The sequence below is a fragment of the Luteibacter flocculans genome (genome assembly GCF_023612255.1).
Lineage (GTDB): Bacteria > Pseudomonadota > Gammaproteobacteria > Xanthomonadales > Rhodanobacteraceae > Luteibacter > Luteibacter flocculans.
In genome coordinates, this window is sequence record NZ_CP063231.1 from 3,077,832 (window position 1) to 3,103,321 (window position 25,490).

The following is a 25,490-nucleotide window of genomic DNA, read 5'->3' on the forward strand; positions in this document are numbered from 1 at the left end:
GAGAAACCTAATTCTCGGACTTCTCGTTTGTATTTCTCTAGCCAGAATGTTTGGCCTGCTCACAACGAACTAAAAGCAACTTGCGACGGAACGCCATGGCGGCCAATCTCTACAGGCAGGAAGCCATTGTCAACCTGAAATCCTTGGATTTTGGTGTGCCAATGAGCCCCCCGAAGGTGCAAAGGATTGCGGCGAGATTGGCCGTCGGCGTCACTATTGCTCTCGTCGTGTGGCTATGTATCGGCTCCTATACGCGGCGTGTTGCGGTCAAGGGCGTCCTGGAGCCACGAAACGGAGTGATACACCTTCGCGCCCCCATGCCGGGCAAGGTCGTGAAGATCCACGTATCCCCCGGCACCAAGGTCAAGGCGGGAGCTACGCTCCTCACGCTGGCCGCAGATCAGACAACAGAACGACATGGTGACGAGGTTGCGGCGAAACTCAACCGACTGCTCGATGACCGACGTCGCCTCCGCATAGAAGCATCCAGTGTGGAAAGGTCCTTCAAGGAACAGGAACGCACCTTGACCGATGAACTCCACACAGCGCGATCGAGGTCCGCACGAATGGCGACCCAGCGCGACCTGCAGGTTCGGAAGATCGCGATCAAACAAGATCTTCTGGACAGGATGTCACCGCTACTGGCCAAGGGGTATGTGTCGTCGCTCCAATACAAGGAAAGGGAATCCGAGCGTTTGCAGGCCGAATCCGAACTCGAATCGATATCGGCACAATACGAAGACGCTCGACAAGCGGAGGCCAGCCTGGCGTCCCGCCTAAAACGTCTTTCCGACGAGCTCACGGAAAAACTCGGGCTGGTCAATGACCGATTGTCAAACGTGGAGCAGGCCATCCTGCAGACGGAGACCCAGCGCTCCCTGCTGGTCAATGCGCCAACCGACGGCGAAGTAACCAATATCTTCATCGCCGAAGGAAGCGGCGCATCTCCCTCAGAGACCTTGATCACTTTCATTCCGAGTGAGTCCGATCTCGTGGCGAGAGTTCTCGTCGACAGCCGCGCCATTGGCTTCATTAAGCGCGGAACACCCGTCGCCATTCGTTATCAGCCCTTCCCCTACGAAAAATTCGGACTGCATCACGGGCACGTTTCGAGAGTTCCCGGATCGGCGATCGAGGCGAACGCGATATCCGCCTCGCGAGACCTCGGTTCGACGGGAGCGGCCTATCGCGTCGACGTCGACCTGCCGCATCAGACCGTTAGCGTTTACGGCAAGGAGGAACCTCTCATGACAGGCATGGAAGTAACCGCGGATCTTCTACTTGACCGCCGAACGCTCATCGAATGGATGTTCGAACCGCTGATAGCGATGAACAAGCGCATGGACAGCCAGGCGTCGACGCCATGAATGCCGTGAACGAGTCGCCATCCAACACCTGGGGGCTTGCAAAGCGGCTGGGATTTGGCAAGCGAACACCCATCATCAGGCAGTCCGAGCAGAACGAATGCGGGCTGGCCTGCATCGCCATGATCCTCGGCCACCACGGTCAGCACGTGTCGCTACGCGACCTGCGCAAGCATTCGGACGTTTCGTCACGCGGCGCCAGCCTTAACGATCTCATGGACGTCGCGGGGGAACGCGGGTTACGTTGCCGGCCATTGCGTCTGGATTTGGCAGAGCTAGGGCAGCTTCAGACCCCATGCCTCCTCCATTGGCGGATGGATCACTTCGTCGTACTCATCAAGGTATCCGGCAAGCATGCGATCGTTCACGATCCCGCTGCCGGTCGCAGGAGCGTTCCCCTAGCCGAAGTGTCGCGACTCTTTACCGGCATTGCCATGGAAGCCGTGCCTGCCGACCACTTCATCAGTGCGCGCAAGAAGCCGGACATTCCTCTGGCATCGATGCTTCGCATGTTGAATGGCTACGCGTCGTCGCTGTGGTCCATTCTCGGGTTCTCGCTGGCACTGGAAGTGCTCGCCCTACTCATGCCACAACTCGTGCAGACCGTTGTGGATCAGGTGCTCGCCAACGGCGACTATGACCTGCTGACCCTCGTGGGAATCAGCTTCGTTCTCCTTACGCTCATTTCGTCGGCGGTTTCCGCCTGCCGGAGTTGGTCCGTGGCCTGGCTTCGCGCTCACGGAGGCATGCGCTGGACGGGTGTGCTGTTCGATCGCCTGCTTCGTCTCCAGCAGAACTACTTCGAACGTCGGCACGTGGGCGACGTCGTGTCCCGGCTCGATGCCGTTCATTCTATCCAGCAAGCCGTCACCAACCAGCTCGTGGGTGCGCTGATGGACGGTATGGTGGGTGTCGCCACGCTCGCATTGCTCCTCGTCTACAGTCCGATGCTCGCTGGCGTCGTGGTCTGCGGCACACTGGCCTACACGATCCTGCGACTCTCGATATACAGGCCTCTCCGCGAGGTTGGCATCGATCAGATCGAGGCGGCGGCCGCGCAACGAACCGATCTCGTCGAGTGCATTCGTGGCATTCGCACCATTCGCCTGAACAACAAGACCGCGATCAGGTCTGCGCTGCATGCCAATAAGACGGCGTCCGTCCAGGCACACCAGTTTCGAAGCGACAAGCTTGGCATTCTCTTCGAGGCAGTCGGCAGCATCCTCGCGGGTGTCCAACGGGTGATCGTTCTCTGGGTAGGCGCGTCCCTCGCGATGCGAGGTCAGATGACCGCCGGCATGCTCATGGCATTCTCGGCATACGCCGACCAGTTTTCCCATCGATCGAACGCCCTCATCGACTACATCATCCAGCTACGGTTGCTCAAGATACAGGGCGAGCGTGTTGCGGATGTCGTCCTGGCACCGGAAGAACCGCACATGCACGGGTCTTATCAGGGGCCGGAGCATGCGCCATCCCTACGATTCGACGACGTCAGTTACCGGTACTCGAGTAACTCACCCTGGATCCTCCGACATGCTTCCCTATCCATCGAGCCGGGCGAATGCATCGCCATCGTAGGAGCATCGGGCGCGGGGAAAACCACCGCGCTCCGTCTGTTGCTCGGCCTCATCGATCCTTGCGAGGGGAGCGTGCGCATCGGTGACATCGATCTCGCCCATCTTGGCAAATCGTCGTTCCGAGACCGCACCGGCATCGTCCTGCAGGACGATCATCTCTTTTCTGGGACGATCGCCGACAACATCTGTTTCTTCGACGCCTCGGCAAACATGGAAGACATCTACGCCGCAGCATCTCTTGCCAAGATACACGACGATATCTGCGCGATGCCTATGGGTTACCGCACCCTCGTCGGGGACATGGGCTCCGGGCTATCGGGCGGACAGAAACAACGCATCGTCCTGGCCCGCGCCCTTTACCGAAAGCCATCGGTATTGGTGCTGGACGAGGCCACAAGCCATCTCGACCTGATCACAGAAAGCGAAGTCGCGATCCAACTGAAAGAGTTGAAGATGACGCGCATCACCGTTGCGCATCGCCCAGAAACGGTTCGCGCGGCGGATCGTGTTGTCGCGCTGGTAGACGGTCGGTTTACTGAGATATCCCCCGCAATCGTTGCTTGATCAAAAAGGTAACGCGATCCCTGGCCGCGACTTGCGTAAAAGTGGAATGATTCTACTTTCGACGAGTCGAGATCCTTACTGACTGATTAGTCACACGAGCAATGATTGGAAAAATAAGCCATGTCGAAGCAATCGAAAATTAATCCAAATTGGGTCACGGAGTGGATCTCCTCCTGCGTGGTGATTGCGCTTGTTCTCGTCATCGGCTTTCACGTCGGCCAATACGACAGCATGGAGCACAACGCCCTCTCTTTCGTCACCGGAGGCGTGTGCTATTTGCTTTGCTGCATCGTTTCAATCCGATACTTTCGGCAAAAAAGGTAAATGCGGCCACGCAAGACGAGAGAGCCGCGGCGCATCACGAGCGCCCCGGCTCTGCCCACTGTCCGTCACTGAGCGCAGACCGTCGATGTCATTTCTTCAGAATCGCCTGGAATCCGTGGCCCCGTGGCTTTACGCGGACTCTTCCGCATGGACGGCCATCGGACTTTTCGGAACCGCGCTCTTCGGCTCTCGTTTTGTCGTTCAGTGGATCTGCTCCGAACGCTCAGGCCGCGTAGTCGTACCGCCTGTATTTTGGCATTTGAGCTTCTGGGGAAGTCTCATCTCGCTCTTGTACGCGCTACATCTCGACAAGCTACCGATCATTCTCGGCCAAGCCCTTCTCCCCGTCCTACATGGACGAAACCTGTGGCTTCTTCGCAAGCGATAAGCCCCCAATCAGGTTTGTCATGTTCGAACGAAGAGAAAATCTGACGAATTTTTTAGCCGAATACCCGCGAACGGCGAGGTAATGCCTGCCCGCAATCCATTCTTATATCGCTGATAATCACAACCGGTTTTCCGCAACATCAACTTCGCAAGGAGACAACATGAGAAATCTGACTTACTCTGAATGTAATTTCATCGCGGGCGGAACGCCTCCGCCGCAAGCTGGGCTAACCCGCGACGCCGCTATGGACCGTGCGCTCGGCAGCGTTGTGAACACCATTTTCAAACACACTGTGCCTGGGGCGCTCTATAGCGCAGTTTTTGGTTCCACTGAGGGTCTCTCGGCTGTAGCCGGTCGTGTTGCCGGGACTATTATGCGCCAGACCCCAGCGGGGTTGCTGTTGAGCACTTTGCCTCAACGATGAAGCCATGAGTTAAAGAGTGGCTTTGGCAATGCGGCGGCTTCGCCGCATTGCTCGTGTTTGGATTCGCTGCTGGCCACTATGACGATGTCGAGCACGATGGCGCTTTCTATTCCTTTGCTACAACCACTTATCTGGCAGTTTGTATAACGTTCCTTCGATACGCGGGAAACCGCTACCGGGTCCGCAGACGCAGCGCGAAAAGCCTCTGAGCCACACGCACCTGGGCCGACCTCGTCATGGGAAACGCGGCTTTCAACAATGAAACGCAGTCGCAAGGCCATACCCCTTCCCCTCGGAACCGGCTCGGGCGATGATCCCCAGGGGAGCTAGCCAGGGGAAAGGGGTAACGCATGTCGCAAGCGCAGGATCAGCAGCTCGAACGGCTGACGTTCTTTTCGGACGCCGTTTTCGCCATTGCCATCACCTTGCTGGTGATCGAGATTCACGTGCCGCATCCTGAGGACCTGAGCGACCGGGCGTGGTTGCTGGCGTTGCTTCAACTCACGCCGCACTTTGTCGGTTTCATCCTCAGCTTTATCGTCATCGGCGCGCTCTGGGCGGCCCATCATCGCGTATTCGGACTACTGCGCCATTACGATCCGTCCATCGTATGGCCGAATCTGTTCCTGCTCATGGTCGTCGCATTCATGCCGTTTTCCTCGGCTTTGATGAGCTCGCATCCCACCGAGCGCGTACCGGAATGGTTCTACACCGGCACGCTGCTGTTGGCAGGTCTGCTTCAGCACCGCCTGGTCAAGCGCGTTCTGCGTGCGCCGTATCTTCGGGAAGACGTGACCGATGAGGTGGTCGCCACGCTTCGGCGCCGGACGATGGCCTTGCCGCTGATGGCGTTGCTTTCGGGTGTCCTCGCTATCTGGTGGCCAGGTCCGAGCAACCTGCCCCTGATGCTCATGCCGTTGATGGTCATGCTCTTTGTGCGGATGACAAAGTCGCGTGCTGCGGGACCGATCGCCGAGACGGAGTGACGGCGCAGGCCGAGGGGAATTCGGCGAAGGGGATGCTCGTCGATCGCCTCCACGGCGCGTCGTGCGCGTGGAGGGCAGCAGGGCCGAAGGCCACGTCAAGCCAACGTCGTCAGCTCGATCGGTACGATCGCATCGCCACTGATGACCTGGGCCTGGCCGTCCTGCACCATGAACTGGATCTGCATCGTGCGCTGCGTGAGTGCGGCGAGCGCTTCGACAGTCGCCGGGGCGATATCGATGACGGATACGTTCTTCGTCCGGGCCACGGCCGCCGCGGTCTTCTTCCACCAGACTTCCGCGCTGCGGCCGCTGTAGCTGTAGACGATCACGCGCTTGGCGCGACCGGCGGCGCGGCGGATACGCTGCTCGTCAGGCTGTCCGATCTCGATCCATAGATCGACTTCGCCGGTGAGTTCCTTCCGCCAAAGGTCCGGCTCGTCGTCGGAACTGATGCCCTTGCCGAAGACCAGCGCCTCGTCCGCATTCAGCGCGAAGGCCAGCACGCGCACCATCATCCGGTCGTCGGTTTCCGACGGATGCTGGGCGATCGTCAGCGCGTGGGACTGGTAATAGTGCCGGTCCATGTCGCTGACCTGCAGGTCAGCCTTGAAGACCGTGGATTTGAGTGCCATGGGGAGTCGCCTGGGGTCGCTGCCGGCCGCAAAGCGTACACGAACGCGGCGACCAGCCGCCGGACGCGTCGTGCTCCGGCGTTACTGGGGCGCGTGCAACCGGTGCAGGAGTTCGGCTTCCGTCAGCGAAATGCCGCAGGTCTCCGCGATGTTCTGCGGGGACGCCCCTTGCCGAGCGAGGCGCTGCGCGAGGGCCAGCGCGCGATCGGAGGTCGCGCCGTGGTCGCCTGCCGCCGACAACGTCGGCGTACGGCGGACCTGGTCCTCGATATCGCCCAGGCGGTGATCGAGCCGGCGAAGCATGTTCGCCAGTACGTCCTCCGCGATGACAGGCTCCGGTGGGGCGGCAGCCGGCGGGACGGGCTGAGCTGAGGGTTCACTGCGTGGGGCCGCCGAGGCGCCACCACCCACGCGGCGGAACAGGAGCAGCAGCCCGACGAGGTTGAGGATCGCAAGAGCGATCAGCACGTATCCGATGGCGGCGTTCATGCAGGCGGGACTCCGTGAGGTCGCGGCACACGGTAACCCAATGCGCGCGGTTTTCGAAGCGGCGCAGGGCGTACCCCGCGTACGTCGCAGGGACCGGATCGATGACAGCGAGCGCGGCACGGCGAACCCGCGGACGACGCCATCGTCTGCGGGACCATCACCGCCGCCTGCTCAGGCGCGGCACAACTTCGGCACGTCGACGAGGGCGATGAAGCCGTCGTCGCGGGTGACGACGCCGCTGACGGGGTCGTCGCGCCGTTCGGCGCGACCGGGCGGTGGCGGCGCCACGTCGTCGGGATCGAAGGTGAGCATCTCGCCGATGACGTCGATGCGCATGCCGACCACCGTGCCACCTTCGTCGAAAACGATCACGCGGCGCGCGTCATCATCGTCAGCCTCGGTGGCAAGGTCGAGTCCAAAGCGACGACGACCGTCGAGCACCGGCACGATCTGCCCGCGCAGGTTCACGATGCCGAGCACGTCCTCGGGGGCGCCCGGCACGGGCGTGATGCCGCCGGGGCGAATCACCTCGCGCACACTGGCGAGTGATACCGCATAGCGCTGGCCCTTCAACGAGAAGCCGAGCCAGGCGCCGCGTCCATCATGGAGGGATGAGGTCATGGTCCCAACTCCTTTTCCAGCCATTCGATCAACGCCGTGGTACCTACCACGCCGCACTTCGGTTCAAGCGACATACCCGCCAGCCAGGGGCGGGTGGTCGCACCGTCACGCCACTGGATGGCGTCGGGAGATATGTCCACCGTCTCCTCGTCGACCACGCAGGCCAGCGCCCAGATGCGGTCGCGCAGGATCACGAGCGTCGTCACCGGTGCGCCCGCCATGTCCGGAGAGAGCACGGCCGCGAGATCGACTACCCGGGCTTCGCCACTGGGATGCCGCCAGCGGCCGAGGCAGATGGGGTTCGTGATGTTCGGCGGGGTCAACGGAGGCATCGGCAGCAGATGCGTCACGTCGTCCATGGGTACGGCGAGTTTCACGCCCGCCGCCACGCACAGCAGATAGCGGCAAGCCTTTTCCGCCGTGGCGACGCTGCCGCGCCACGGCTCGATCGCCACGACCTTGACGTCGGACGATGGCGCGGGTGCAGGCACGGCATGCGCAGCCGGCGTCAGCAGCTCCGCGAGGTAGTCGGCGACGAGCTGTTCGGCGTCGTGCATGGTACGCATCACGCGGCAGCGTCCGTCACAGACGCGGACGGAAGGGCCAGCAGTTCGTCGAGCAACTGGCGATACGCCAAGCCGCCACGGCGCGCGGCAGGCCACGACGCCAACGGCACGCCGGCCGCGCTGGCTTCTCGGATCTGCGTATCCGTCGGAATCACAACCTGGCTCACGGCATCGCCGTACTGCTCACGCAATTGCGCGAGGCACGCCCGAGATGCGTGCGTCCGGGCATCGTAAAGCGTCGGCACGATCGTGCGCGGCATGGGTTTGCCACGGGAGCGCTCGATCATCGACAGGCTGCGCAGCATCCGCTCGAGGCCGGCCAGCGCCAACGCTTCGGTCTGCGTCGGCACGAGCAGCCGGTCGCTCGCCGCCAGTGCATTGACCATCAGGACGCCCAGCGTGGGCGGGCAATCGAACAGTACATGGTCGAAATCGGGCGCGAGTTCAGCCAGCGCTTGCGTCAGCACAAGACCCATGCCCGGACGGGTACCGAGCTGACGATCGAGGGTAATCATGGCCGCCGATGCCGGTAGCACGCTGAGCCTGTCCCACTTCGTGCCGTGAACGAGCGTGCGCACGGGAAGCGGGTTGCCGCCCACGCCGAACAGGTCGTACACGCTGCCGTGTGCCCCGCCTTCCACGCCGATGTAGCCGGACAACGATGCGTGCGGGTCCATGTCGACCAGCAAGGTGCGTTGACCGGACTGCGCCAACAGGCTTCCAAGCGCCACCGTGGTGGTGGTTTTGCCCACGCCGCCCTTTTGATTGGATATCGCCCAGATGCGCATCAGTGCGCCTCCGCCGAGGGCGCGAATCGCGCGGCACCGGCCGTCGGAGCGGCGGCACCCCGGCTCGCTTCCGTCGACGACACGCTGCTCGCGGCGGCGGCATGCTGGCCGACCGGCGTCGCCGTGAGATCGACGCGGTCCGCATCGCTGTAGAACCGGGCCGGTGCGGCCTTGTCGCTCATGACCACGATGAGTACGCGACGATTGCGATTGCGACCGTCTTCGGTTGCGTTGTCTGCACTCGGCCGAAACTCGCCCCAGCCGATGATGCCTACCCGGTGCGGATCGACGCCCGACATCGTGAGTAGACGCGCGACGGTCGCCGCGCGCGCGGCCGACAGCTCCCAGTTGGAAGGGAACAGCGCCGTCGCAATCGGCGTGTTGTCGGTATAGCCCTCGATGCGCATCGCATTCGGGAACGGACCGAGAATGCCCGCCAGTTTGCGCAGCACATCTTCCGCAGGCGGCTGGAGCTTGGCAACGCCGACGGGAAACAAGATGTCCGTGCGCACTTCGATTTCGAGCCAGTCGGCTGTCTGCCGCACGTTGACGAGGTTCTTGTCGATCAACGGACGCATCGCCCGTTTCACTTCGTCCGAGATCTGGCTGAGGCTGGCGTCTTCGGTCTTGCCCACGCTGGTGTTCGCGGCCGTGGCAGTGTTGACGTTCGCCGCCTCCTGACGCTCCGTCGCTGCGCCTTCGTGCCCGGGAAGAGGCAGATTGCGCGGCGGGATGGGCACGTCGATCCGTGCGATGGGGGCCGCAGCCGGCGCACGCGACTGGTTCGGCAACGGTACTTGTGCCGCCGGTGTGGCTTCGCGAATCGGCTCGATCACCTTGCCGGTGCCGTTGAAGGCCTCGTTGATCGACTGCGCCATGACGCGGAATTTCGTTTCGTTCACGGCCGACACCGCGTACATCACCACGAACAGCGCGAGCAGCAACGTGATCAGATCGCCATAAGGGATCGCCCAGCGTTCGTGGTTGATGTGTTCTTCCTGGTGCCTGCGTTTCACGACAGGAAACCCTGCAGCTTGCTTTCGATATGGCGCGGGTTGTCACCCTGCGCAATGGAAACCAGACCCTCGACGAGGATCTCGCGCATCTGCGAACGCTGCCGCGCCAGGCCCTTCAGGCGCGACGCCATGGGCAGAGCCAGCAGATTGGCAAGGCCGATACCGTAGATCGTGGCCACGAAGGCCGCGGCGATGCCGTGGCCCAGCTTGCTCGGTTCGGCGAGGTTCTGCATCACGGACATGAGACCCATGACTGCACCGATGATACCCATCGTGGGGGAATAGGCGCCCGCATTCTCGTAGACCTTGGCCGCCTCGATGTCGGTGTGCTCGCGCGCGAGCACTTCCACTTCCAGCACCGAACGCATCGCATCCGGCTCCGTGCCGTCCACGAGCAGTTGCAGACCCTTGCGGATGAAGGGGTCGGTCTCGCGCTCGATCGAAGGCTCGAGGCCAAGAAGGCCCGTGCGACGCGAAATCTCGCTCCAGCCGACGATGCGGCTGACGAGGTTTTCCGATTCGATATCCGGTGGCCGATATACCCAGGGCAGCATGCTCCAGGCGCGTTTGAGGACCGCTCCGGGCGTCTGCACCAGCAGTGCCGCGAACGTACCGAGGAAAACGATGACGAAGGCGGCGGGATTCCACAGGGCGTCGAGGCTCGAGCCCTTGAGGATGGTACCCACGATGATGACCACGAAGGCCAGGATCGTACCGACGACGCTCACGAGATCCATGTCAGACAGCCATCCTCAGCGAGGGCAGCACCTGCCCACTGTCATCGGCAAGACCGGAGAGGTCGAGCACCAGCGAGATACGGCCATCGCCCGTGATGGTGGCGCCGGCGATACCCGGCACGTCCTTGAGGAACGGACCCAGCGGCTTGGCCATGACGTCCTCGCGGCCGAGCACTTCATCGACGAGGCAGCCGAGCGTCTGATGCCCGATCTGCACCACGACCACGTGGCCGCCCTTCCCCGCCGCGCCCGCCCAGCGACCGAGATCGACGAGCGGGAGGGCGCGCTGCCGATGCGCAGCAACGACACGGCCGTCGAGTTCCTGGATTTGCCCGGGAGCCAGCTCGAAGACTTCCGCCACATTGGAAAGCGGCAACGACAGCAGCCGATGGCCGACGCGCACCATGAGGACGCGCAGGATGGCGAGGGTAAGCGGAACGGAGAGACGCACCGTGCTGCCGTGACCCACGCGCGAATCGATGGACAACGTGCCGCCGAGTTCCACTATCTTGGTCTTGACGACGTCCATACCGACGCCGCGACCGGAGATGTCGGAGACCTGACTGGCCGTGGAGAAGCCGGGACGGAACACGATCTCGTAGCATTCGCGCTCGTCGAGACGCGCCGCCTGCTCCGCATCCATCAGCCCTTTTTCTACCGCCTTGCGACGAAGCACTTCGGGGTCCATGCCCTTGCCGTCGTCGGTCACGGTGATGACGATGCGGTCGCCGAACTGACCCGCAGCGAGGCGCACGGTACCGTTGCGTGGCTTGCCCTCGGCAGCGCGGACGTCGGGCATCTCGATGCCGTGATCCACCGCATTGCGCAGCAGGTGGACCAGCGGATCGGCGAGGGCCTCGACCACCGTACGATCGATGTCGGTCTCTTCGCCCTCGGTCACCAGTTCGATGTCCTTGCCGAGCTGGCGAGCCAGATCGCGGACGATGCGCGGGAAGCGCGAAAACAGTTTGCCGACCGGCTGCATACGCATGCGCAGCACGGCGTTCTGCAGGTCTTCGGCCACGCGCTCGAGTTCGCCGATGGCACGCTCCATCGGGTCGTTCGTGCCGCGCGGCGCAAGATTGGTGAGGCGGTTACGCACGAGGACGAGTTCGCCCGCGGCATCCACCAGCCCGTCGAGACGATGCGTATCGACGCGCACCGTGGTGTCGGCAGTGGACGCGGTGCGCTTTTCCGTCGGCGCTGCGGCGCGCGCCGCGGGAGCGGCGGGTGCCGGTTCCGCGGGTGTCGGCGGCGGAGCGGGTGCGGGTGCGGGTGCCGGCGCAGCAGCAATCACGGCAGCACCTGGGACGACACCCGGTGCCGCGGTACCGTGCAGACTATCGAGCAAGGCTTCGAATTCGTCGTCGCTGATCGCGTTCGGATCGGCAGTCGTCGCAGCAGGTGCGGCAGGAGCGGCGGGTGCCGGTGCCGGGTTCGGCGAGCTCGCAGCGCCTTCGGCACCGGGAGCACCGGTGCCGTAGAGGGAATCCAGCAGCGCTTCGAATTCGTCGTCGGAGATCGGGCCAGACGATGCCGGAGTAGGCTCGCGCTCATTGCGCGCCGCGTCGAGCATCGCCTCGAATTCGTCTTCGATGGGATCGTAGGCGCGCGAAGTGGGCGCCGCACTGACTGGCGCGGCGGTGGGTGGCGCCAGGGCCACCGGAGGGGCTGTGGCAGCGCGGCCGGGAATGAGCAGGCGGTCGAGCAACGAGCGCGGCGCAGCTTCAATTGGCAGGCCACCATCGGCGGCCCGCATCATGTCGTTGAGCAGATCGAGCGATTCCAGCAGCGCGTCCATGAAACCGGCATTGAGCACGATCGCGCCGTTGCGGGCTTCATTGAGCAGATCTTCGGCGCGATGGCACAGCTCCACCATCGGGTTCAGGCCAAGAAAGCCTGCACCGCCCTTCACCGTGTGGAACGCGCGGAACACCGCATTCAACAGGTCGACGTCGCCGGGCGAGGACTCGAGGTCCACGAGTTGTTCGCCCAGGCTTTCCAGCAGCTCGCGCGCCTCGATCAAAAAGACGTTGAGCAGCTCGTTGTCCAGCTCCACGCTCATAGGGCGCTCAGAAGCCGAATTCGCTGAGCAGGCGGTCCACTTCGTCCTGACTGACCTTTTCGGCAGCAGGCGCGGCACCACCGGCCAGCGTGCCGGTCAGGCGCACCAGCTCCACCAGCGACGATTCCACCTTGGCCATGAACGCTTCGACCTGCGCCACGCGCTGGCCGGAGAGATCCTGCCAGGACTGCGCCTCGACCATTTCGCCAAAGCCGATGTCGCAGCTCTGGGCGAAGTCGCCCACGCGCACGGCAAGCGCCGTGGCGCTGGTGGCGAAGGCGGGGTCGGCGTGATCGAGCACCAGCACCTCGTCGGCCTGGCGGGCGAGCGCCTGTGCCTGCGGGCGCAGCTTTTCGCTGAAATCGAGGGTGCGATGGGCAGCCTGGGCACTCATCTCGAGCACGTCGCGCAGGTGCTTGCGCGCATCGCTCATGTTGCCCGGCACACCATCGTGCGAGATGTCGGCGGCAAGCCGGCGCGCGGATTCGTGCAGGTCGCGGGCCAAGTGGCCCAGCGCCATGAAGAGGTGCTGTTCACGGCTGCGCAGGAGGCGATCGAGGGCCTCCTCGACCGAGGCGGGATCGTTCGCATCCAGCAGCTCGCGCAGTTCGGGCGCCACGTCGTGGCCAGGGGAAATCACGGTGTTCATGGTCGTTCCTTAGCCCGCGGCCGCGGCGAGTCGTTCGAAGATCTTGTCGAGTTTTTCCTTCAGCGTGACCGCCGTGAAGGGCTTGACGACGTAGCCGTTCACGCCGCTCTGTGCAGCCGCGATGATCTGATCGCGGTTGTTCTCCGCCGTCACCATCAGCACGGGCATGGCTTTCAGGGCGGCGTCGGCGCGAATGGCGCGGAGCAGGTCGATGCCGGTCATGTTCGGCATGTTCCAGTCCGTGACCACCAGGTCGAACGGCTGCGCGCGCAGCATCGCCAGCGCGGCATTACCGTCTTCGGCTTCCTGGATCAGGGTGTTGGTGAAGCCAAGCTCCACCAGCAGATTCCTGACGATGCGTCGCATGGTGGAAAAATCGTCCACCACGAGAATCTTCATGTTCTTGTCCAAAACGTTCTCTCCGCCTTGCTACCGCGTGTTCTTTTTCGGCGACGTCACTACGGGTGCCGTCACTGCTTGTCTTTCCAGCCCGACATGCGTGCGCGGAGTCGAATCAGGGCCTGGCCATGGATCTGGCATACCCGCGATTCGCTCACTCCCAACACCGCACCGATTTCCTTCAGGTTGAGTTCTTCGTCGTAGTACAGCGACATGACCAGCTTCTCGCGCTCGGGCAATCCGTCGATGGACTGCGCCAGTGCGCCACGCAGGCCTTCCTGCTCGAACGTACCTTCCGGACCGGCCGCGTCCGGGTCGACCACGTCGATCGCCGCGCCTTCGTCGCCTTCGGGCGCCGTCAGGCTCAACAACCGCGCGCTCGCCGCGTCCGCCAGGATCTGGTTGTATTCCATGGCGTCGATGCCCAGCCGCTTCATCACTTCCGCGTCTTCGGCGTCGCCACCCGTCTCGTTTTCGATCTGCCTCGTCACCTCCGCGACCTCGCGCAACTTCCGGTGGACGGAGCGCGGAGTCCAATCCGTCTTGCGCAGTTCGTCCAGCATGGCGCCACGTATGCGGATACCCGCATAGGTTTCGAAGCTGGCCGCGCGAGTCGGCGAGTAATTTCTTGCGGCCTCAAGCAGTCCGATCATTCCGGCCTGCATCAGGTCGTTTGCATCCACGCTTGGCGGCAGCCGGCCCATCAGGTGATAGGCGATTCGGCGCACCAGCGGCGCGTGGGTCTTTACCAGTTCATCCGCTGGGATGCGCGTGATCTCAAGGTATTCGGTCGCAACGCTCACAGTGGTAGCCCCCCCCCCTGATGGGACCGTTCGGCGAAGAAGCCAATACGGCCCTGTGCACGGGGTTCGGGTTCACCCCATGTATCGACCGACCTGGCCAAATTCTTGAATCCGACCGCCGACCGGCTGCTGGGCCAGGCATCGACCACCGCCGACTGGCGGCGGATCGCCTGGCGCAGGTACTCGTCGTGCGGAACCATGCCCATGAAATCCAAGGAAACATCGAGAAAACGATTGGTCACCCGGGACAGTTTCTCGAAGAGCTGGCGCCCCTCCTGGGCGTGGCGAACCATGTTCGCCACGATGCGGAAGCGGTTAACCGCGAACTCGCGGCTCATGACCTTGATGAGCGCGTAGGCGTCGGTGAGCGAGGCCGGCTCGTCGCAGACCACCACCACCACCTCGTCCGAGGCCGCAGCGAACATGGAGACGCTGTCCGAGATGCCCGCCGCCGTGTCGACGATCAGGTACTCCGGCGCCAGCGGGTATTCGTCGAATGCCCGGATCACCGCCGCGTGTTCGATGTTCGGCAGCTGCGCCATGCGACGCGCGCCCGACGTGGCGGGGATCACCTTGAGGCCGTGTGCGGCCTGCAGGATGAGGTCTTCGATGCCGCACTCCCCTTCCAGCATGTGACCCAGGTGCCGGGTCGGCTGCAGGCCGAGCAGGACGTCGACGTTCGCCATGGCGAGATCGGCGTCGAGTAGAAGGACGTCACGGCCGCCCATCGCGAGCGCCATGCCGAGGTTGACCGCCACCGTGGTCTTGCCCACGCCGCCCTTGCCGCCGGCAATCGCGATGCTGCGGGTGGGGCGGCGATCGGCGAGCCAGTGGAGCCCGGCGGCCTGGGTGGAATCGACGTGTGTGCTCATGAAGTAAGTCACTGCCGTGGGAGTCGGTTGCGGTTGAAGAGAAAGAGGGTCAAGCCAGGGCCGGCGCCACACCGCCGAAGCGGTCGGCGAGGATGGCGTCGTCGGGTTCGTCGCTGCGCTGCTTGACGAGCTGCGCAGCCAGGCAGACCAGCTTGCGCGCATCGGCGGACGCAATGTCCTCGGGCACGCGCTGGCCGTCGGTGGTGTAGTCCAGCGGCAGGCCGTGGCGGATCAGTGCGGACAGCGCGCCGCCGATCAGCGGCGCCTCGTCGAGCTTGGTGAGAATGGCGCTCTGCGGAGCCAGCGGCGCATAGGCGCGCACCGCGTTGTCGATGGCCTGCGCCTGCGCGTTGGCCGCCAGTACGAGACAGACGCGCAGATCCGAGGTCGCACGCAGCGTCTCGAACTGCTGCTGGAGCTTCGGATCGTTGCCCGCCAGCCCGGCCGTGTCGACCAGTACCGTGTTGCGGCCGCGCAGCTGGAGCAGCACGTTGCGCAGACTGTTGGCATCCTGCGCGTTGAACACGCGCACGCCGAGCAGGCGGCCATAGTGTTCGAGCTGTGCCCCGGCGCCGATGCGGTACTGATCCGTGCTGATGAGGGCAACGTTGGACGCGCCGTGACGCAGCACCGCGCGCGCGGCGAGCTTCGCGATGGTGGTGGTCTTGCCGACGCCGGTGGTACCGACCAGCGCGATGACGCCGCCGCCGACCGTGTCGAAATTCCGTCCGCTCGTACGGATGTTGCGCGAAAGAATGCCCAGCGGCAGATAACGCGCCTGCTCGGGCGTCATGCCCGGCGGCAGTTCCGCGCACAGCGCGCGAGCGACGTCGGCGTCGATGCCCAGCCGGGTCATCTCGCGCAGCACGCGGGCGCGCAGCGGCTGCTCGCGATCCATCTGGTTCCAGGCCAGCGTCGAGAGCTGCACTTCGAGCATCTCGCGCAGGTTGTTGATCTCGGCACGCACGCCGTTCACGGCGGCATCGTTATTGGGCGTGACGGTGGCGGCGCGCACCACGTCTGCGACGCTGGCGGCCAGCGCCGCGCTCGATTGACGCTGCGGAGCATTGGTGTTCGTCTGGCTGGCCGGTGCCCCGCCCTTCGCGGCACGTTCGACGGCCGCCGCGGTGGCGGCGCGGGCCTGATCGATGCGTGCGGCGCGCTCGGCGTCATCGCGCAGGGCGCGCAGCGGCGACTCGTCGCGCTTCGGCGCGTCGACACCGAAGCCGGCCTCGCGCACCAGTGCTTCGTCGTAATCCAGCGCAGCGATGATCTCGATGCCTTCATCCAGGCGGCGCGTCGACAGAATCACGGCGTCCGGGCCTTGTTCGTCCCTGACCTGGCGCATGGCCTGGCGCATGTCGGGAGCAACGAATCGTTTGATTTTCATGCGTTCGATCCTGTCTTTGTCCTGGCGCCTCTTTCCCAGGCGCCACCATGTTCGTTCGGTCCGCGCGCCTATTCTTCGCGCGGCGTCTCATTCCTATCGCCCGAGGGCCGTCACCAGCTTGACGCGACGGTTGTCCGGAACCTCGTTGTAGGCGAGTACATGCAGGTTTTGGGCCACATGCCGCGTGAAGCGCGACAACCACGGACGAAGTGCCGGCGAGACCAACAAAACGGCCGGTTCCCCCGCCGCTTCCTGACGCCGCGCGGCGTCCGCGACGCTCTGCTGGAGGCGATCCGCAAGACCCGGCTCGACGGCCGCGCCGGCAGGACCGCCACCCTGCAGGGACTGGAGCAGGATCTGCTCCAGTTCCGGCGCCAAAGTAATGACAGGTACTTCCGTCCCGAGGCCGGCGATTTCCTGCACGATCTGTCGGCCGAGGGTGACGCGCACCGCGGCGGCGAGGACGCCGGGATCCTGGCTCTGGCCTGCATGCTCCGCCAACGATTCGACGATGCCGCGGAAGTTGCGGATGGGTACCCGCTCCGCAAGCAGGTTCTGCAGCACCTTGACCACGGCGCCGAGCGACAGGCGCTTCGGTACGAGGTCTTCCACCAGCTTCGGCGTCTGCTGGGCGAGGCGGTCGAGCAACTGCTGCACGTCCTGGTGACCAATGAGCTCGTGCGCGTGGTTCTGCAGGATGTGCGAAAGATGGGTGGCGATCACCGTCGCCGGATCGACCACGGTATAGCCGAGCGTCTGCGCGTGCTCGCGCATGCCCGGCTCGATCCAGACCGCATCAAGGCCGAACGCGGGGTCGCGTGTGGCGATGCCGTTGATCGTGCCGTGTACGCGGCCCGGATCGATCGCCAGCATGCGCTCGGTGTGGATTTCCGCCTCGCCCATCGGCACGCCCATCAGGGAGATGCGGTAACCGTGCGGCGCCAAATCGAGGTTGTCGCGAATGTGCACCGACGGCACCAGGAAACCCAGTTCCTGCGAGAGCTTGCGGCGCACGGACTTGATCCGCGCCATCAGCTCGCCGCCCTGCGCCTTGTCCACCAGCGGAATCAGGCGATAGCCCACTTCCAGACCGATGGTGTCCACCTGGGCCACGTCTTCCCAGGACAACTCAAGCCGCTCGGCAGGCGGCGCGGATTCCAGTGCCAGCTCGGTACCCGGAGCCCCCGTCCCGGCGGCGACACCTGCCGCGGCGTCGAGCTGCGCGCGATTCAGTTTCCACGCCGCAAAGCCGGCGATGCCCGCCAGGATGAGGAACGGAATGTTGGGCATGCCCGGGATGAGACCCATCGTGCCGAGCACCGCCGCCGCGACACCGAGCGCCTTGGGCTGGCCGAAGAGCTGCCCCATCACGTGCTTGCCCATCTCCTGCGACTTGGAGACGCGCGTCACGATGACGGCCGTGGCGATCGAAAGCATGAGGCCGGGCACCTGCGCCACCAGGCCATCGCCGATAGTCAGCAGCGTGTAGGTGCGCGCGGCCTCGGCGGCGGAGAGGCCATGCTGCAGCATGCCGATGAAGAACCCGCCGATGATGTTGATCGCGAGGATCAGCATGCCGGCCGTGGCGTCGCCGCGTACGAATTTCGACGCACCGTCCATCGAACCGTAGAAGTCCGCTTCCTCGCGCACTTCCTGGCGGCGCTCGCGCGCCTGCTCCTGCGTCAACAGACCGGCATTGAGGTCGGCGTCGATCGCCATCTGCTTGCCGGGCATCGCGTCGAGGGTGAAGCGCGCCGTCACTTCGGACACGCGGGTCGCACCCTTGGTCACGACCACGAAGTTGATGATGGTGAGGATCGCAAAGACCACGAAGCCGACGGCGAAGTTGCCGCCGATGACGAACTCGCCGAAGGCCTCGATGACCTTGCCCGCGGCGCCCGGGCCATTGTGGCCGTGCAACAGCACCACGCGGGTCGAGGCAATGTTCAGCGCCAGGCGGAGCAACGTGGCGAACAGCACCACGGTGGGGAACGAGGCCAGTTCCAGCGGTCGCATCACGTACATCGTCGCCAGCAGGATCACCAGCGAGAGCGCGATGTTGAAGGTGAACAGCAGGTCGAGCATGAACGGCGGCAGGGGCAGCATCATCATGCCGAGCATGATCAGCATCGCCACCGGCGCCACGATGCCGCGGCGGCCGATCTGGCGGAACGTGCCCATGAGGTTGGTGGAGGCTGCCATCGTCAGTTGTCCATGCGGTAGGGACCCATCAATTCAGGGTCGATGTCCTGCTTCGGGAGGTCGGGCGGGAGATCGCCCATGGCGATCGCCTGCTTCAACCGGAACACATAGGCCAGGATCTGAGCCACGGCGATGTACAACGCCGACGGGATTTCCCGGCCGATCTCCGTCGTGTGATACAAGGCGCGTGCCAACGGCGGCGATTCCACCACCGGCACCTTCGCGCCACCCGCCACGTCGCGGATCTGCTGGGCGATCACATCCATGCCCTTGGCCACCACGCGCGGCGCTCCCATGCGGTCTTCGTCGTATTTCAGGGCTACGGCGAAGTGGGTCGGATTGGTCACGATCACGTCGGCCGTCGGCACGTCTTCCATCATTCGACGGCGCGCCATCTGATGCTGCATCTGACGGATTTTCGACTTCAGCTCCGGACTGCCCTCGTTTTCCTTGTGCTCGTCCTTCACTTCCTGCTTGGTCATCTTCATCTTTTTGGTGAAGCTGAACTTCTGCCAGGGCGCGTCCACCAGGGCGATGGCGCCGAGGGCGCAGGCGAAGACGAGGGAGGCATGCCCGAAGATGCCGAAGGCCTGGGCGATGCCGTTGCTCACCGGGCCGGTGCCTGCCGTGTACATCTCCTGCGTCGAACGGCGCAGGAACCAGGCCAGCGCACCGCCGATCAGCAGCAGCTTCAGCAAGGATTTGCCGAGTTCGACCAGCCCGTTCATCGAGACCAGTCGGGAAAACCCCTTGATCGGATCGAGCCGGTCGAACTTCGGGATGAGTGCCTGACCCGAGAAATTGAGCCCGCCCATCAACGCCGAGGCGGCGATTGCGGCGATCGCCGTCACGGCGAACACCGGGCCCAGCAGTTTCAAGGCTTCCAGCGCAGCCGCTGCCAGCGCGCGTGAGATGCCGTCGACCGCGAACAGGTCGTCGCGCGAATAGCGCAGCCCCACGTGCATGATGTTGGCCGCATGCACAGCCATCTGCTCGCGCGAGGCGATCATGGTGGTGACGCCCGAGAGCACCACGACCGCGGTGGAAAGGTCGCGCGAACGCGGGAGGTCGCCCTTCTCGCGGGCTTCGCGAAGGCGTTTGTCACTAGGGGCTTCGGTGCGGTCTTCCTTGTCGGTCTCGCTCATGGCGAGGACCTCCCGACGAGTTGACGCATGGCGTCCCACGCCTCGGTCTGCAGCGAATCGAACGCGCCCGGGAGCGCGCGCAACGCAAGCCAGACAGCCAGCAGGCCGAGACAGATCGTGATCGGAAAGCCGACCGCAAAGAGATTCATGGACGGAGCGGACCGGCTGATCGCACCGAAGCCCAGGTTGACCACCAGCGTCGCGGTCAACGCCGGCAAGGCCACGCGTACCGCGCCACCGAACAAGTGGCTGGCGAACTCGAGCACACCCCAAAGACCGTTGGTGCCGATGCCCTGCTCGCTCACCGGCAACGAGCGGAAGCTATCGGCCAGCAGCGCAATCAGCTGCAGGTGACCGTTCATGACCAGGAACAGGAGCGTCACCAGCATCGTGTAGAACTGGCTAAGCACGGGCGTGGTGCCGCCGACACCGGGATTCACGGTCTCGGCGAAGCCGAGGCTCATCGCCTGCGACACGAGCTGGCCGCCGAACGACACAGCTTCGAAGATCAGCTTGAGGATGAAACCGAGCGAGGCGCCAACCAGCACCTGCTGGGCGAGCGTCGCCACGCCCTCCGCCGAGAGCGGCCGGATATCGAGCGGCGCCAACGGCCCAAGCGCCATGGTCAGTAGCAGCGCCAGACCGAGGCGAATCCGCGCAGGAATCATGGTGGCACCCAGCACGGGCGCCACGAGCAGGAGACCCGAGATCCGCGCCAACGCCCAACACGCGCTGCCCACCCACCCTTCGAGCTGGCCGACGTCGATCGGCATCAACGTACCGCCTGGGGCAGGTTCTCGATCAAGGTACGCGTGAACTGCACCAGCGTGCGGAGCATCCACGGGCCAGCGATGATCATCACTAGGGCCATGGAGATCAGCTTCGGAATGAAGCTCAAGGTCTGCTCGTTGATCTGCGTAGCCGCCTGGACCATGCCGATGATGAGACCGACCGCGAGCGCGGTGAGCAGCAGCGGCGCGCCAATCAGCATCGCGATGTGCAGGGCCTGCTGGCCAAAGCCGATGACCGATTCCGGCGTCATTGGAAGAAGCTCCCCGCCAGCGTGCCGAGCAGCAGAGTCCACCCGTCGACCAGCACGAAGAGCATGATCTTGAACGGCAGAGAGATGATCATCGGCGAGACCATCATCATGCCCATCGACATCAGCACGGAGGCGACGACGAGATCGATGATGAGAAACGGAATGAACAGCAGGAAGCCCATCTGGAACGCCGTCTTGAGCTCGCTGGTGACGAACGCCGGCAGCGCCACGCGGTATGGCACCGCATCCTTGTCCGCATAGGGCTGCTCACCGGCGAGCCGGGTGAACAACTGCAGGTCGGGTTCGCGCGTCTGCTCGAGCATGAAGTGGCGGAACGGCGCGGCAGCCAGCGGCAGCGCGTCCTGCACGCTCATCTGCCCATCCATGTACGGCTTGACGCCTGCGTCGTACGCCTTGTTCATCACCGGCGTCATCACGAACAACGTGAGGAACAGCGACAGACCGAGCACTACCTGGTTCGGCGGGGTGCTGTTCGTACCCAGCGCCTGACGCAGGAAGCCCAGCACGATGATGATGCGGGTGAACGAAGTCATCATCAGCAGGATCGCGGGCAGCGCGGTCAACGCCGTCATCAGCGCCAGCATCTGGATCGACAGCGACCACGTCTGGCCGCCGTTGCCGGCCGGCTGCACGTTGAGCAACTGAATGCCCGGCGGCTCCGCGGCAAACGCAACCACGGGTGTTGCGAGCAACAGGATCAGGAACCACCAGGCGGAACGCAGGATCGCGCGCGAGCGGCGGGGGGCCGCGGGACTGGCAGACTTCATGGACGCTTCCACTGGTTAAGCACGTCGCGGAAGCCGCGAATGGCAGGCGACGACGGCGGCAGCACGTCCTCCGCGATCGGGGTGTCGAGCACGTGCAGCGTCCGCAGGCCACCGGTCGGCGAGGCGCCGACGAGCAACTGGGTACCGCCGACCTCGATCAACATGACCTTTTCCTTGATACCGACCGGCATCGATTCGATGACGCGAATCCGCCGACCGCCCGGACGCACCCTTGCCTGGGCGCGACGGCTCAGCCAGCCGACGAAGAAAATGAGCGCCACGACACCGAGCAGGCTGATCAGCACGCGGACGATTTCCGCGCCCGAGTCGACCGCGGGCGCAGCGGCGGGAGCCGCCAGCACGACGCACGGGAGAAGGGCTGCGACGAAGGCGGCGAACTTACGGCGCACGAGAATCACCGCAGCTTGCGGACGCGCTCGGCCGGGCTGATCACATCGGTCAGCCGGATACCGAATTTCTCGTTGATGACGACTACTTCGCCGTGCGCGACGAGGGTGCCGTTCACGAACACGTCGAGCGGCTCGCCCGCGGCGCGGTCCAGTTCCACCACCGACCCCTGGTTCAGCTGGAGCAGGTTGCGAATGCTGATCTTGGTGCGGCCCACTTCCATGGCCATGGTGACGGGCACATCGAGGATGACGTCGAGATTGACCTCACTGCCGAGGCCCATGGTGGCGGCGATAGACGCCTCGGCACCGTTGTCGAGTTCTTCGTGGATGGTGGGTTCGTTCATGGCCGTTCCGTGTAAGAGAGGGTATGCCGGGTTGCTATCCCCTTGAAGCAAGCGGCGTGCCACGATGTCTGCGCGGCGTGAATCGCACGTTTCTGCGCTGGATCAGTCACTTGGACGCCGGGGCGAGGTCGGGAACGGAAGGTGACGCAGGAGGGCAGACGGAAACCTGACGCTCGACGGCAGTTAGTCACCACGACGGGGCATTGACGCGTCACATGGCGGAGAGCTCGCCGCCCGCAACGAACAACGGATGCATTGCGACGTAAGCGTGCCGACTGAGGACAGAATGGGCCGAAAAAAAACGGTTCTTCGCTGAATTCCGGGGCTCTGTCTGGATACGTCGGTTCGTTCGCCGAAGCGTGACTGCATATGTCCGGCGGTTGGCGGGGCTGTTGGCTCGGACGGAGAGGCCTGAGCCTTCGGTGTCCCCCTCGCTGCTCAGACAGGTCCTCCGCGCTCGCAAAGGATGGCCGCTGGCGCGGCCCATGTACCTAGTGGCCTTCGGCCGCTCTCTTGTGCGGAAACTCGCATCGAGGGGGACACCGAAGACTCTCACGATGACTGAGGTCGCGTGTCGGGAGAGCCGCAGACGCAGCTGCGAGCCCCATACGTCGTGCCTGCGAAAGCAGAGGAATCCAGCGACTCCACGCGAACGATCACGAAGGCAAGCCACCCGGCCCGCCGGAGCTATCAACGGGCAGCGTTTTTCTTGAAGAAGATAGCGGTTGCCACCCCTACCATCGTTAATGCAATGGCGCCAATGAGCCAGAAAACGACATCATGCTCGAGATTTTGATAAAGACCGTCTTCGTAGCTGGCAATTTGGGCAATCAAGAACACGGACATGCACGCTATCCATTCTTTGATCCATGAAGGCCGGCTCTGCTGCTTAGAGGTTGCTCCAGAGGCAATCATCACGGGTGCCCACGCATGATCCATGGTTGAACAATCATCGGATCAACGATGTGATCGTTCAGGTAAGTGCCAATGCTGTACCCGACACCCCAGCCAAACATGCCTACGGCACCGACTGCTCCGCCTCTTGCGGCACCTGCTGCCGTACCCTCCAGAATTGCGCCAGCGACGCTGCCGAAAGCAGCTCCCTTCTCTATCTTGTCAGCCAGATAATCACTGAGTGGCGGGCGCCCGCCAGCAACGTATCGAGACTCTTCAAGTGTCAATTTGCGCATCATCATCTCCGAGTGAATTCTCTACCGCTTGTAGAGCGGGAGAAAGCTACGGAGGCTCGTGAGCTATGTATGTAAGGGGTGGGCCGCTTGTACTGTAGTACTTGGCTCTAGGCATTATTTGTCGGCGCTGTACCGCAGTCGACCGCGGCACAGGGGCTCAAGCCGGCTCGGTCACCGGCTGGACTGGAACTGGCGTGGAGCGCGGGGCGCTACGACGCAGCAGCGATTCGAACTGGATCGCCTTGTTGCCGCTGGAGTTCGCCATGCGACCACGGAAAACCGGTACGTCCTCGGCAAAGATGGTGGCCGTCTCGGGGAGACTGATCGGAATCACGTCACCCTTGCGCAGGTGCAGGAAGTCGCGGATCGTCAGTCGGGCTTCCGCGAGCATGGCCGTGACTTCGACTTCCGCATCGAGGATTTCCTCATGGAGGTTCTGGATCCAGCGATCGTCGCGCTCGGCACGGTCGCTCTGCACGCCGGCATCGAGCAATTCGCGGATCGGCTCGACCATCGAATACGGCAGCGTCAGATGGACTTCGCCGCCACCGCCATCCAGTTCGATATGGAAACGCGAGACCACCACGGTTTCCGTGGGGCTCACGATGTTCGCGAACTGCGGGTTGATCTCGGAGTTCAAGAACTCGAAGTGCATCTTCAGGACCGGTGCCCAGGCCTCGGCCATCGCACCGAAGGCTTCCTGCAGCACGATCTGGATCACGCGGTTTTCGGTCGGGGTGAAGTCACGGCCCTCGATACGGGCGTGGTATCGGCCGTCGCCGCCGAAGAAGTTGTCGATCACGGTGAAGACCAGACGCGGTTCGAACACCATCAGCGCAGTACCGCGCAGCGGCTTGATCCGAATGAGATTCAGATTGCTCGGGACCGCCAGCGAGTGCACGTACTCGTTGAACTTGGTCATCTTCACGCCGAGCACCGACACTTCGCACGACTTTCTCAACACATTGAAGAGATTCGCGCGGAAATACCGGGCAAAACGATCGTTGACCATCTCCAGCGTGGGCAGGCGACCGCGAACGATGCGGTCCTGCTGGGTGAAGTCGTAATCGAGGATGCCACCGGGCGGCGGTAGCTCGACCTCGGTCTCGACCGCGCCACCTTCCACTCCTGCGAGCAGGGCGTCGATTTCTTCCTGGGTGAGGATGTCGCTCATGGCCGAGTGATTCCCGTCACTGCATGATGAAGCTGGTGAAATAGACCGCATCCACACCGGGGCGGCCGATCTTTTCCTTCAGTACCCGCTGGATCTCCGCGAGCGCCGCAGCCTGCAGCTTCTGCTTGCCCTTCACGTCGGACAGGCTCTTCACGTCCTGCGCCGAGAACAGCATCAGCAGTGCATTGCGGATTTCCGGATCGGCTTCCTTCGCCGCGGCGATGGCTTCCGGGTCGTGCGACATGACGTTCACGCCGATCTGCAGAAAGCGCAGGGCATTCTCGTCCTGGAAGTTGACGACGAAGGCGGGATCGAGCTGGAGATACAACGCCGGCTTGGACTTCGCCGCTTCAGCGGCGTTCTCCGCACCCTTGGCGTGACCGCCTTTGAGCATGACCCAGGCGCCCGCGCCACCCGCAGCGAGGACCACCAGCGCGCCGATGATGAGCAGCAGGCCTTTCTTCTTTTTCTTGGGTGCCTGTTCGGTCACTTCGTCGGGTACAGCAGCCATGCGGGGAAAACCTCTTGCCTGTCGAAT

29 protein-coding genes are annotated in these 25,490 nt (G+C 63.7%); 4 read left to right on the plus strand and 25 right to left on the minus strand.

Features of this window, described 5'->3' with window-relative positions:
* Positions 1–95: 95 nt before the first annotated feature.
* The 3 genes from IM816_RS13245 (at position 96) to IM816_RS18890 (ending at position 4,220) form a co-directional block, all read left to right on the plus strand.
* Complete coding sequence (locus IM816_RS13245; protein WP_250338435.1) at positions 96–1,367, plus strand: HlyD family secretion protein; 1,272 nt, start codon at positions 96–98, stop codon at positions 1,365–1,367.
* Positions 1,364–3,508 (plus strand): peptidase domain-containing ABC transporter, encoded by a 2,145-nt coding sequence (locus tag IM816_RS13250; protein WP_250338436.1) that lies wholly within the window; start codon positions 1,364–1,366, stop codon positions 3,506–3,508. The genes IM816_RS13245 and IM816_RS13250 overlap by 4 nt, the downstream gene beginning before the upstream one ends.
* Positions 3,509–3,917: 409 nt before the next feature.
* Positions 3,918–4,220 carry a lipid-A-disaccharide synthase N-terminal domain-containing protein gene (locus IM816_RS18890; RefSeq protein WP_425602580.1) on the plus strand — a complete coding sequence of 101 codons (303 nt, stop codon included), beginning with the start codon at positions 3,918–3,920 and terminating at the stop codon, positions 4,218–4,220.
* Between the two features lie 414 nt (positions 4,221–4,634).
* On the opposite strand, the gene IM816_RS13255 is transcribed toward IM816_RS18890, so the two are convergent.
* Positions 4,635–4,925, minus strand: coding sequence for a hypothetical protein (locus IM816_RS13255; protein WP_250338437.1), 291 nt, complete (start codon positions 4,923–4,925; stop codon positions 4,635–4,637).
* A gap of 69 nt (positions 4,926–4,994) precedes the next feature.
* Between IM816_RS13255 and IM816_RS13260 the strand changes: the two genes are divergently transcribed.
* Complete coding sequence (locus tag IM816_RS13260; protein ID WP_250338438.1) at positions 4,995–5,630, plus strand: TMEM175 family protein; 636 nt, start codon at positions 4,995–4,997, stop codon at positions 5,628–5,630.
* A gap of 95 nt (positions 5,631–5,725) precedes the next feature.
* On the opposite strand, the gene IM816_RS13265 is transcribed toward IM816_RS13260, so the two are convergent.
* From IM816_RS13265 to IM816_RS13380, 24 genes are all read right to left on the minus strand, one after another.
* On the minus strand, positions 5,726–6,262 hold the full coding sequence (locus tag IM816_RS13265; RefSeq protein ID WP_250338439.1) for a YaeQ family protein: 537 nt from the start codon (positions 6,260–6,262) through the stop codon (positions 5,726–5,728).
* A gap of 81 nt (positions 6,263–6,343) precedes the next feature.
* Positions 6,344–6,751, minus strand: coding sequence for a DUF2802 domain-containing protein (locus tag IM816_RS13270; protein WP_250338440.1), 408 nt, complete (start codon positions 6,749–6,751; stop codon positions 6,344–6,346).
* Positions 6,752–6,922: 171 nt separating this feature from the next.
* A complete protein-coding gene (locus IM816_RS13275; protein WP_250338441.1) occupies positions 6,923–7,372 on the minus strand; it encodes a chemotaxis protein CheW in 450 nt (149 codons plus the stop codon).
* Positions 7,369–7,938, minus strand: a complete 570-nt coding sequence (locus tag IM816_RS13280; RefSeq protein ID WP_250338442.1) for a chemotaxis protein CheW — start codon at positions 7,936–7,938, stop codon at positions 7,369–7,371. Before IM816_RS13280 ends, IM816_RS13275 begins: the two co-directional genes overlap by 4 nt.
* The gene (locus IM816_RS13285) at positions 7,938–8,726 is read right to left on the minus strand and encodes a ParA family protein (RefSeq protein ID WP_250338443.1); all 789 of its coding nucleotides are present in this window, start codon (positions 8,724–8,726) and stop codon (positions 7,938–7,940) included. The genes IM816_RS13280 and IM816_RS13285 overlap by 1 nt, the downstream gene beginning before the upstream one ends.
* Positions 8,726–9,742, minus strand: coding sequence for a flagellar motor protein MotD (gene motD, locus IM816_RS13290; RefSeq protein ID WP_250338444.1), 1,017 nt, complete (start codon positions 9,740–9,742; stop codon positions 8,726–8,728). The genes IM816_RS13285 and motD overlap by 1 nt, the downstream gene beginning before the upstream one ends.
* Positions 9,739–10,479 carry a flagellar motor protein gene (locus IM816_RS13295; protein ID WP_072321696.1) on the minus strand — a complete coding sequence of 247 codons (741 nt, stop codon included), beginning with the start codon at positions 10,477–10,479 and terminating at the stop codon, positions 9,739–9,741. Before IM816_RS13295 ends, motD begins: the two co-directional genes overlap by 4 nt.
* Position 10,480: 1 nt before the next feature.
* The gene (locus IM816_RS13300) at positions 10,481–12,544 is read right to left on the minus strand and encodes a chemotaxis protein CheA (RefSeq protein ID WP_250338445.1); all 2,064 of its coding nucleotides are present in this window, start codon (positions 12,542–12,544) and stop codon (positions 10,481–10,483) included.
* 7 nt (positions 12,545–12,551) lie between these two features.
* The gene (locus IM816_RS13305) at positions 12,552–13,193 is read right to left on the minus strand and encodes a protein phosphatase CheZ (protein ID WP_072321698.1); all 642 of its coding nucleotides are present in this window, start codon (positions 13,191–13,193) and stop codon (positions 12,552–12,554) included.
* A gap of 9 nt (positions 13,194–13,202) precedes the next feature.
* Positions 13,203–13,604 (minus strand): chemotaxis response regulator CheY, encoded by a 402-nt coding sequence (cheY, locus tag IM816_RS13310; protein WP_072321699.1) that lies wholly within the window; start codon positions 13,602–13,604, stop codon positions 13,203–13,205.
* Positions 13,605–13,663: 59 nt separating this feature from the next.
* On the minus strand, positions 13,664–14,395 hold the full coding sequence (locus tag IM816_RS13315; RefSeq protein ID WP_072321700.1) for an RNA polymerase sigma factor FliA: 732 nt from the start codon (positions 14,393–14,395) through the stop codon (positions 13,664–13,666).
* Positions 14,392–15,267: a P-loop NTPase gene (locus tag IM816_RS13320; RefSeq protein WP_072321701.1), complete on the minus strand. Its 876-nt coding sequence runs from the start codon at positions 15,265–15,267 to the stop codon at positions 14,392–14,394. The genes IM816_RS13315 and IM816_RS13320 overlap by 4 nt, the downstream gene beginning before the upstream one ends.
* A gap of 49 nt (positions 15,268–15,316) precedes the next feature.
* Entirely contained in the window at positions 15,317–16,657 is a 1,341-nt protein-coding gene (flhF, locus tag IM816_RS13325; protein WP_250338446.1) for a flagellar biosynthesis GTPase FlhF, read from the minus strand.
* Positions 16,658–16,750: 93 nt separating this feature from the next.
* Positions 16,751–18,859, minus strand: coding sequence for a flagellar biosynthesis protein FlhA (gene flhA, locus IM816_RS13330; protein WP_250338447.1), 2,109 nt, complete (start codon positions 18,857–18,859; stop codon positions 16,751–16,753).
* Between the two features lie 2 nt (positions 18,860–18,861).
* On the minus strand, positions 18,862–20,004 hold the full coding sequence (gene flhB / locus IM816_RS13335; RefSeq protein ID WP_250338448.1) for a flagellar biosynthesis protein FlhB: 1,143 nt from the start codon (positions 20,002–20,004) through the stop codon (positions 18,862–18,864).
* Positions 20,001–20,777, minus strand: a complete 777-nt coding sequence (gene fliR / locus IM816_RS13340; protein WP_250338449.1) for a flagellar biosynthetic protein FliR — start codon at positions 20,775–20,777, stop codon at positions 20,001–20,003. Before fliR ends, flhB begins: the two co-directional genes overlap by 4 nt.
* Positions 20,777–21,046: a flagellar biosynthesis protein FliQ gene (gene fliQ, locus IM816_RS13345; protein ID WP_072321706.1), complete on the minus strand. Its 270-nt coding sequence runs from the start codon at positions 21,044–21,046 to the stop codon at positions 20,777–20,779. The genes fliR and fliQ overlap by 1 nt, the downstream gene beginning before the upstream one ends.
* Positions 21,043–21,834: a flagellar type III secretion system pore protein FliP gene (gene fliP, locus IM816_RS13350; RefSeq protein ID WP_250338450.1), complete on the minus strand. Its 792-nt coding sequence runs from the start codon at positions 21,832–21,834 to the stop codon at positions 21,043–21,045. Before fliP ends, fliQ begins: the two co-directional genes overlap by 4 nt.
* Positions 21,831–22,244 (minus strand): flagellar biosynthetic protein FliO, encoded by a 414-nt coding sequence (gene fliO, locus IM816_RS13355; protein ID WP_250338451.1) that lies wholly within the window; start codon positions 22,242–22,244, stop codon positions 21,831–21,833. The genes fliP and fliO overlap by 4 nt, the downstream gene beginning before the upstream one ends.
* Positions 22,245–22,249: 5 nt before the next feature.
* The gene (gene fliN, locus IM816_RS13360; protein ID WP_250340764.1) at positions 22,250–22,525 is read right to left on the minus strand and encodes a flagellar motor switch protein FliN; all 276 of its coding nucleotides are present in this window, start codon (positions 22,523–22,525) and stop codon (positions 22,250–22,252) included.
* Between the two features lie 753 nt (positions 22,526–23,278).
* Positions 23,279–23,434 (minus strand): hypothetical protein, encoded by a 156-nt coding sequence (locus IM816_RS13365; protein WP_250338452.1) that lies wholly within the window; start codon positions 23,432–23,434, stop codon positions 23,279–23,281.
* Positions 23,435–23,502: 68 nt separating this feature from the next.
* Complete coding sequence (locus IM816_RS13370) at positions 23,503–23,784, minus strand: hypothetical protein (RefSeq protein ID WP_250338453.1); 282 nt, start codon at positions 23,782–23,784, stop codon at positions 23,503–23,505.
* 151 nt (positions 23,785–23,935) lie between these two features.
* Positions 23,936–24,952, minus strand: coding sequence for a flagellar motor switch protein FliM (gene fliM, locus IM816_RS13375; protein WP_250338454.1), 1,017 nt, complete (start codon positions 24,950–24,952; stop codon positions 23,936–23,938).
* 16 nt (positions 24,953–24,968) lie between these two features.
* Complete coding sequence (locus IM816_RS13380; protein ID WP_250338455.1) at positions 24,969–25,463, minus strand: flagellar basal body-associated FliL family protein; 495 nt, start codon at positions 25,461–25,463, stop codon at positions 24,969–24,971.
* Between the last annotated feature and the right edge of the window lie 27 nt (positions 25,464–25,490).

Excerpts from the sequence above, each read along its gene's own strand:
- IM816_RS13245 (WP_250338435.1), top strand. The coding sequence starts at position 96 with ATGGCGGCCAATCTCTACAGGCAGGAAGCCATTGTCAACCTGAAATCC.
- IM816_RS13250 (WP_250338436.1), top strand. The coding sequence starts at position 1,364 with ATGAATGCCGTGAACGAGTCGCCATCCAACACCTGGGGGCTTGCAAAG.
- IM816_RS18890 (WP_425602580.1), top strand. The coding sequence starts at position 3,918 with ATGTCATTTCTTCAGAATCGCCTGGAATCCGTGGCCCCGTGGCTTTAC.
- IM816_RS13255 (WP_250338437.1), bottom strand. The coding sequence starts at position 4,925 with ATGGCCTTGCGACTGCGTTTCATTGTTGAAAGCCGCGTTTCCCATGAC.
- IM816_RS13260 (WP_250338438.1), top strand. The coding sequence starts at position 4,995 with ATGTCGCAAGCGCAGGATCAGCAGCTCGAACGGCTGACGTTCTTTTCG.
- IM816_RS13265 (WP_250338439.1), bottom strand. The coding sequence starts at position 6,262 with ATGGCACTCAAATCCACGGTCTTCAAGGCTGACCTGCAGGTCAGCGAC.
- IM816_RS13270 (WP_250338440.1), bottom strand. The coding sequence starts at position 6,751 with ATGAACGCCGCCATCGGATACGTGCTGATCGCTCTTGCGATCCTCAAC.
- IM816_RS13275 (WP_250338441.1), bottom strand. The coding sequence starts at position 7,372 with ATGACCTCATCCCTCCATGATGGACGCGGCGCCTGGCTCGGCTTCTCG.
- IM816_RS13280 (WP_250338442.1), bottom strand. The coding sequence starts at position 7,938 with ATGCGTACCATGCACGACGCCGAACAGCTCGTCGCCGACTACCTCGCG.
- IM816_RS13285 (WP_250338443.1), bottom strand. The coding sequence starts at position 8,726 with ATGCGCATCTGGGCGATATCCAATCAAAAGGGCGGCGTGGGCAAAACC.
- IM816_RS13295 (WP_072321696.1), bottom strand. The coding sequence starts at position 10,479 with ATGGATCTCGTGAGCGTCGTCGGTACGATCCTGGCCTTCGTGGTCATC.
- IM816_RS13300 (WP_250338445.1), bottom strand. The coding sequence starts at position 12,544 with ATGAGCGTGGAGCTGGACAACGAGCTGCTCAACGTCTTTTTGATCGAG.
- IM816_RS13305 (WP_072321698.1), bottom strand. The coding sequence starts at position 13,193 with ATGAACACCGTGATTTCCCCTGGCCACGACGTGGCGCCCGAACTGCGC.
- IM816_RS13320 (WP_072321701.1), bottom strand. The coding sequence starts at position 15,267 with ATGAGCACACACGTCGATTCCACCCAGGCCGCCGGGCTCCACTGGCTC.
- flhF (WP_250338446.1), bottom strand. The coding sequence starts at position 16,657 with ATGAAAATCAAACGATTCGTTGCTCCCGACATGCGCCAGGCCATGCGC.
- flhA (WP_250338447.1), bottom strand. The coding sequence starts at position 18,859 with ATGGCAGCCTCCACCAACCTCATGGGCACGTTCCGCCAGATCGGCCGC.
- flhB (WP_250338448.1), bottom strand. The coding sequence starts at position 20,004 with ATGAGCGAGACCGACAAGGAAGACCGCACCGAAGCCCCTAGTGACAAA.
- fliR (WP_250338449.1), bottom strand. The coding sequence starts at position 20,777 with ATGCCGATCGACGTCGGCCAGCTCGAAGGGTGGGTGGGCAGCGCGTGT.
- fliQ (WP_072321706.1), bottom strand. The coding sequence starts at position 21,046 with ATGACGCCGGAATCGGTCATCGGCTTTGGCCAGCAGGCCCTGCACATC.
- fliP (WP_250338450.1), bottom strand. The coding sequence starts at position 21,834 with ATGAAGTCTGCCAGTCCCGCGGCCCCCCGCCGCTCGCGCGCGATCCTG.
- fliN (WP_250340764.1), bottom strand. The coding sequence starts at position 22,525 with ATGGGCCTCGGCAGTGAGGTCAATCTCGACGTCATCCTCGATGTGCCC.
- IM816_RS13365 (WP_250338452.1), bottom strand. The coding sequence starts at position 23,434 with ATGTCCGTGTTCTTGATTGCCCAAATTGCCAGCTACGAAGACGGTCTT.
- IM816_RS13370 (WP_250338453.1), bottom strand. The coding sequence starts at position 23,784 with ATGATGATGCGCAAATTGACACTTGAAGAGTCTCGATACGTTGCTGGC.
- fliM (WP_250338454.1), bottom strand. The coding sequence starts at position 24,952 with ATGAGCGACATCCTCACCCAGGAAGAAATCGACGCCCTGCTCGCAGGA.
- IM816_RS13380 (WP_250338455.1), bottom strand. The coding sequence starts at position 25,463 with ATGGCTGCTGTACCCGACGAAGTGACCGAACAGGCACCCAAGAAAAAG.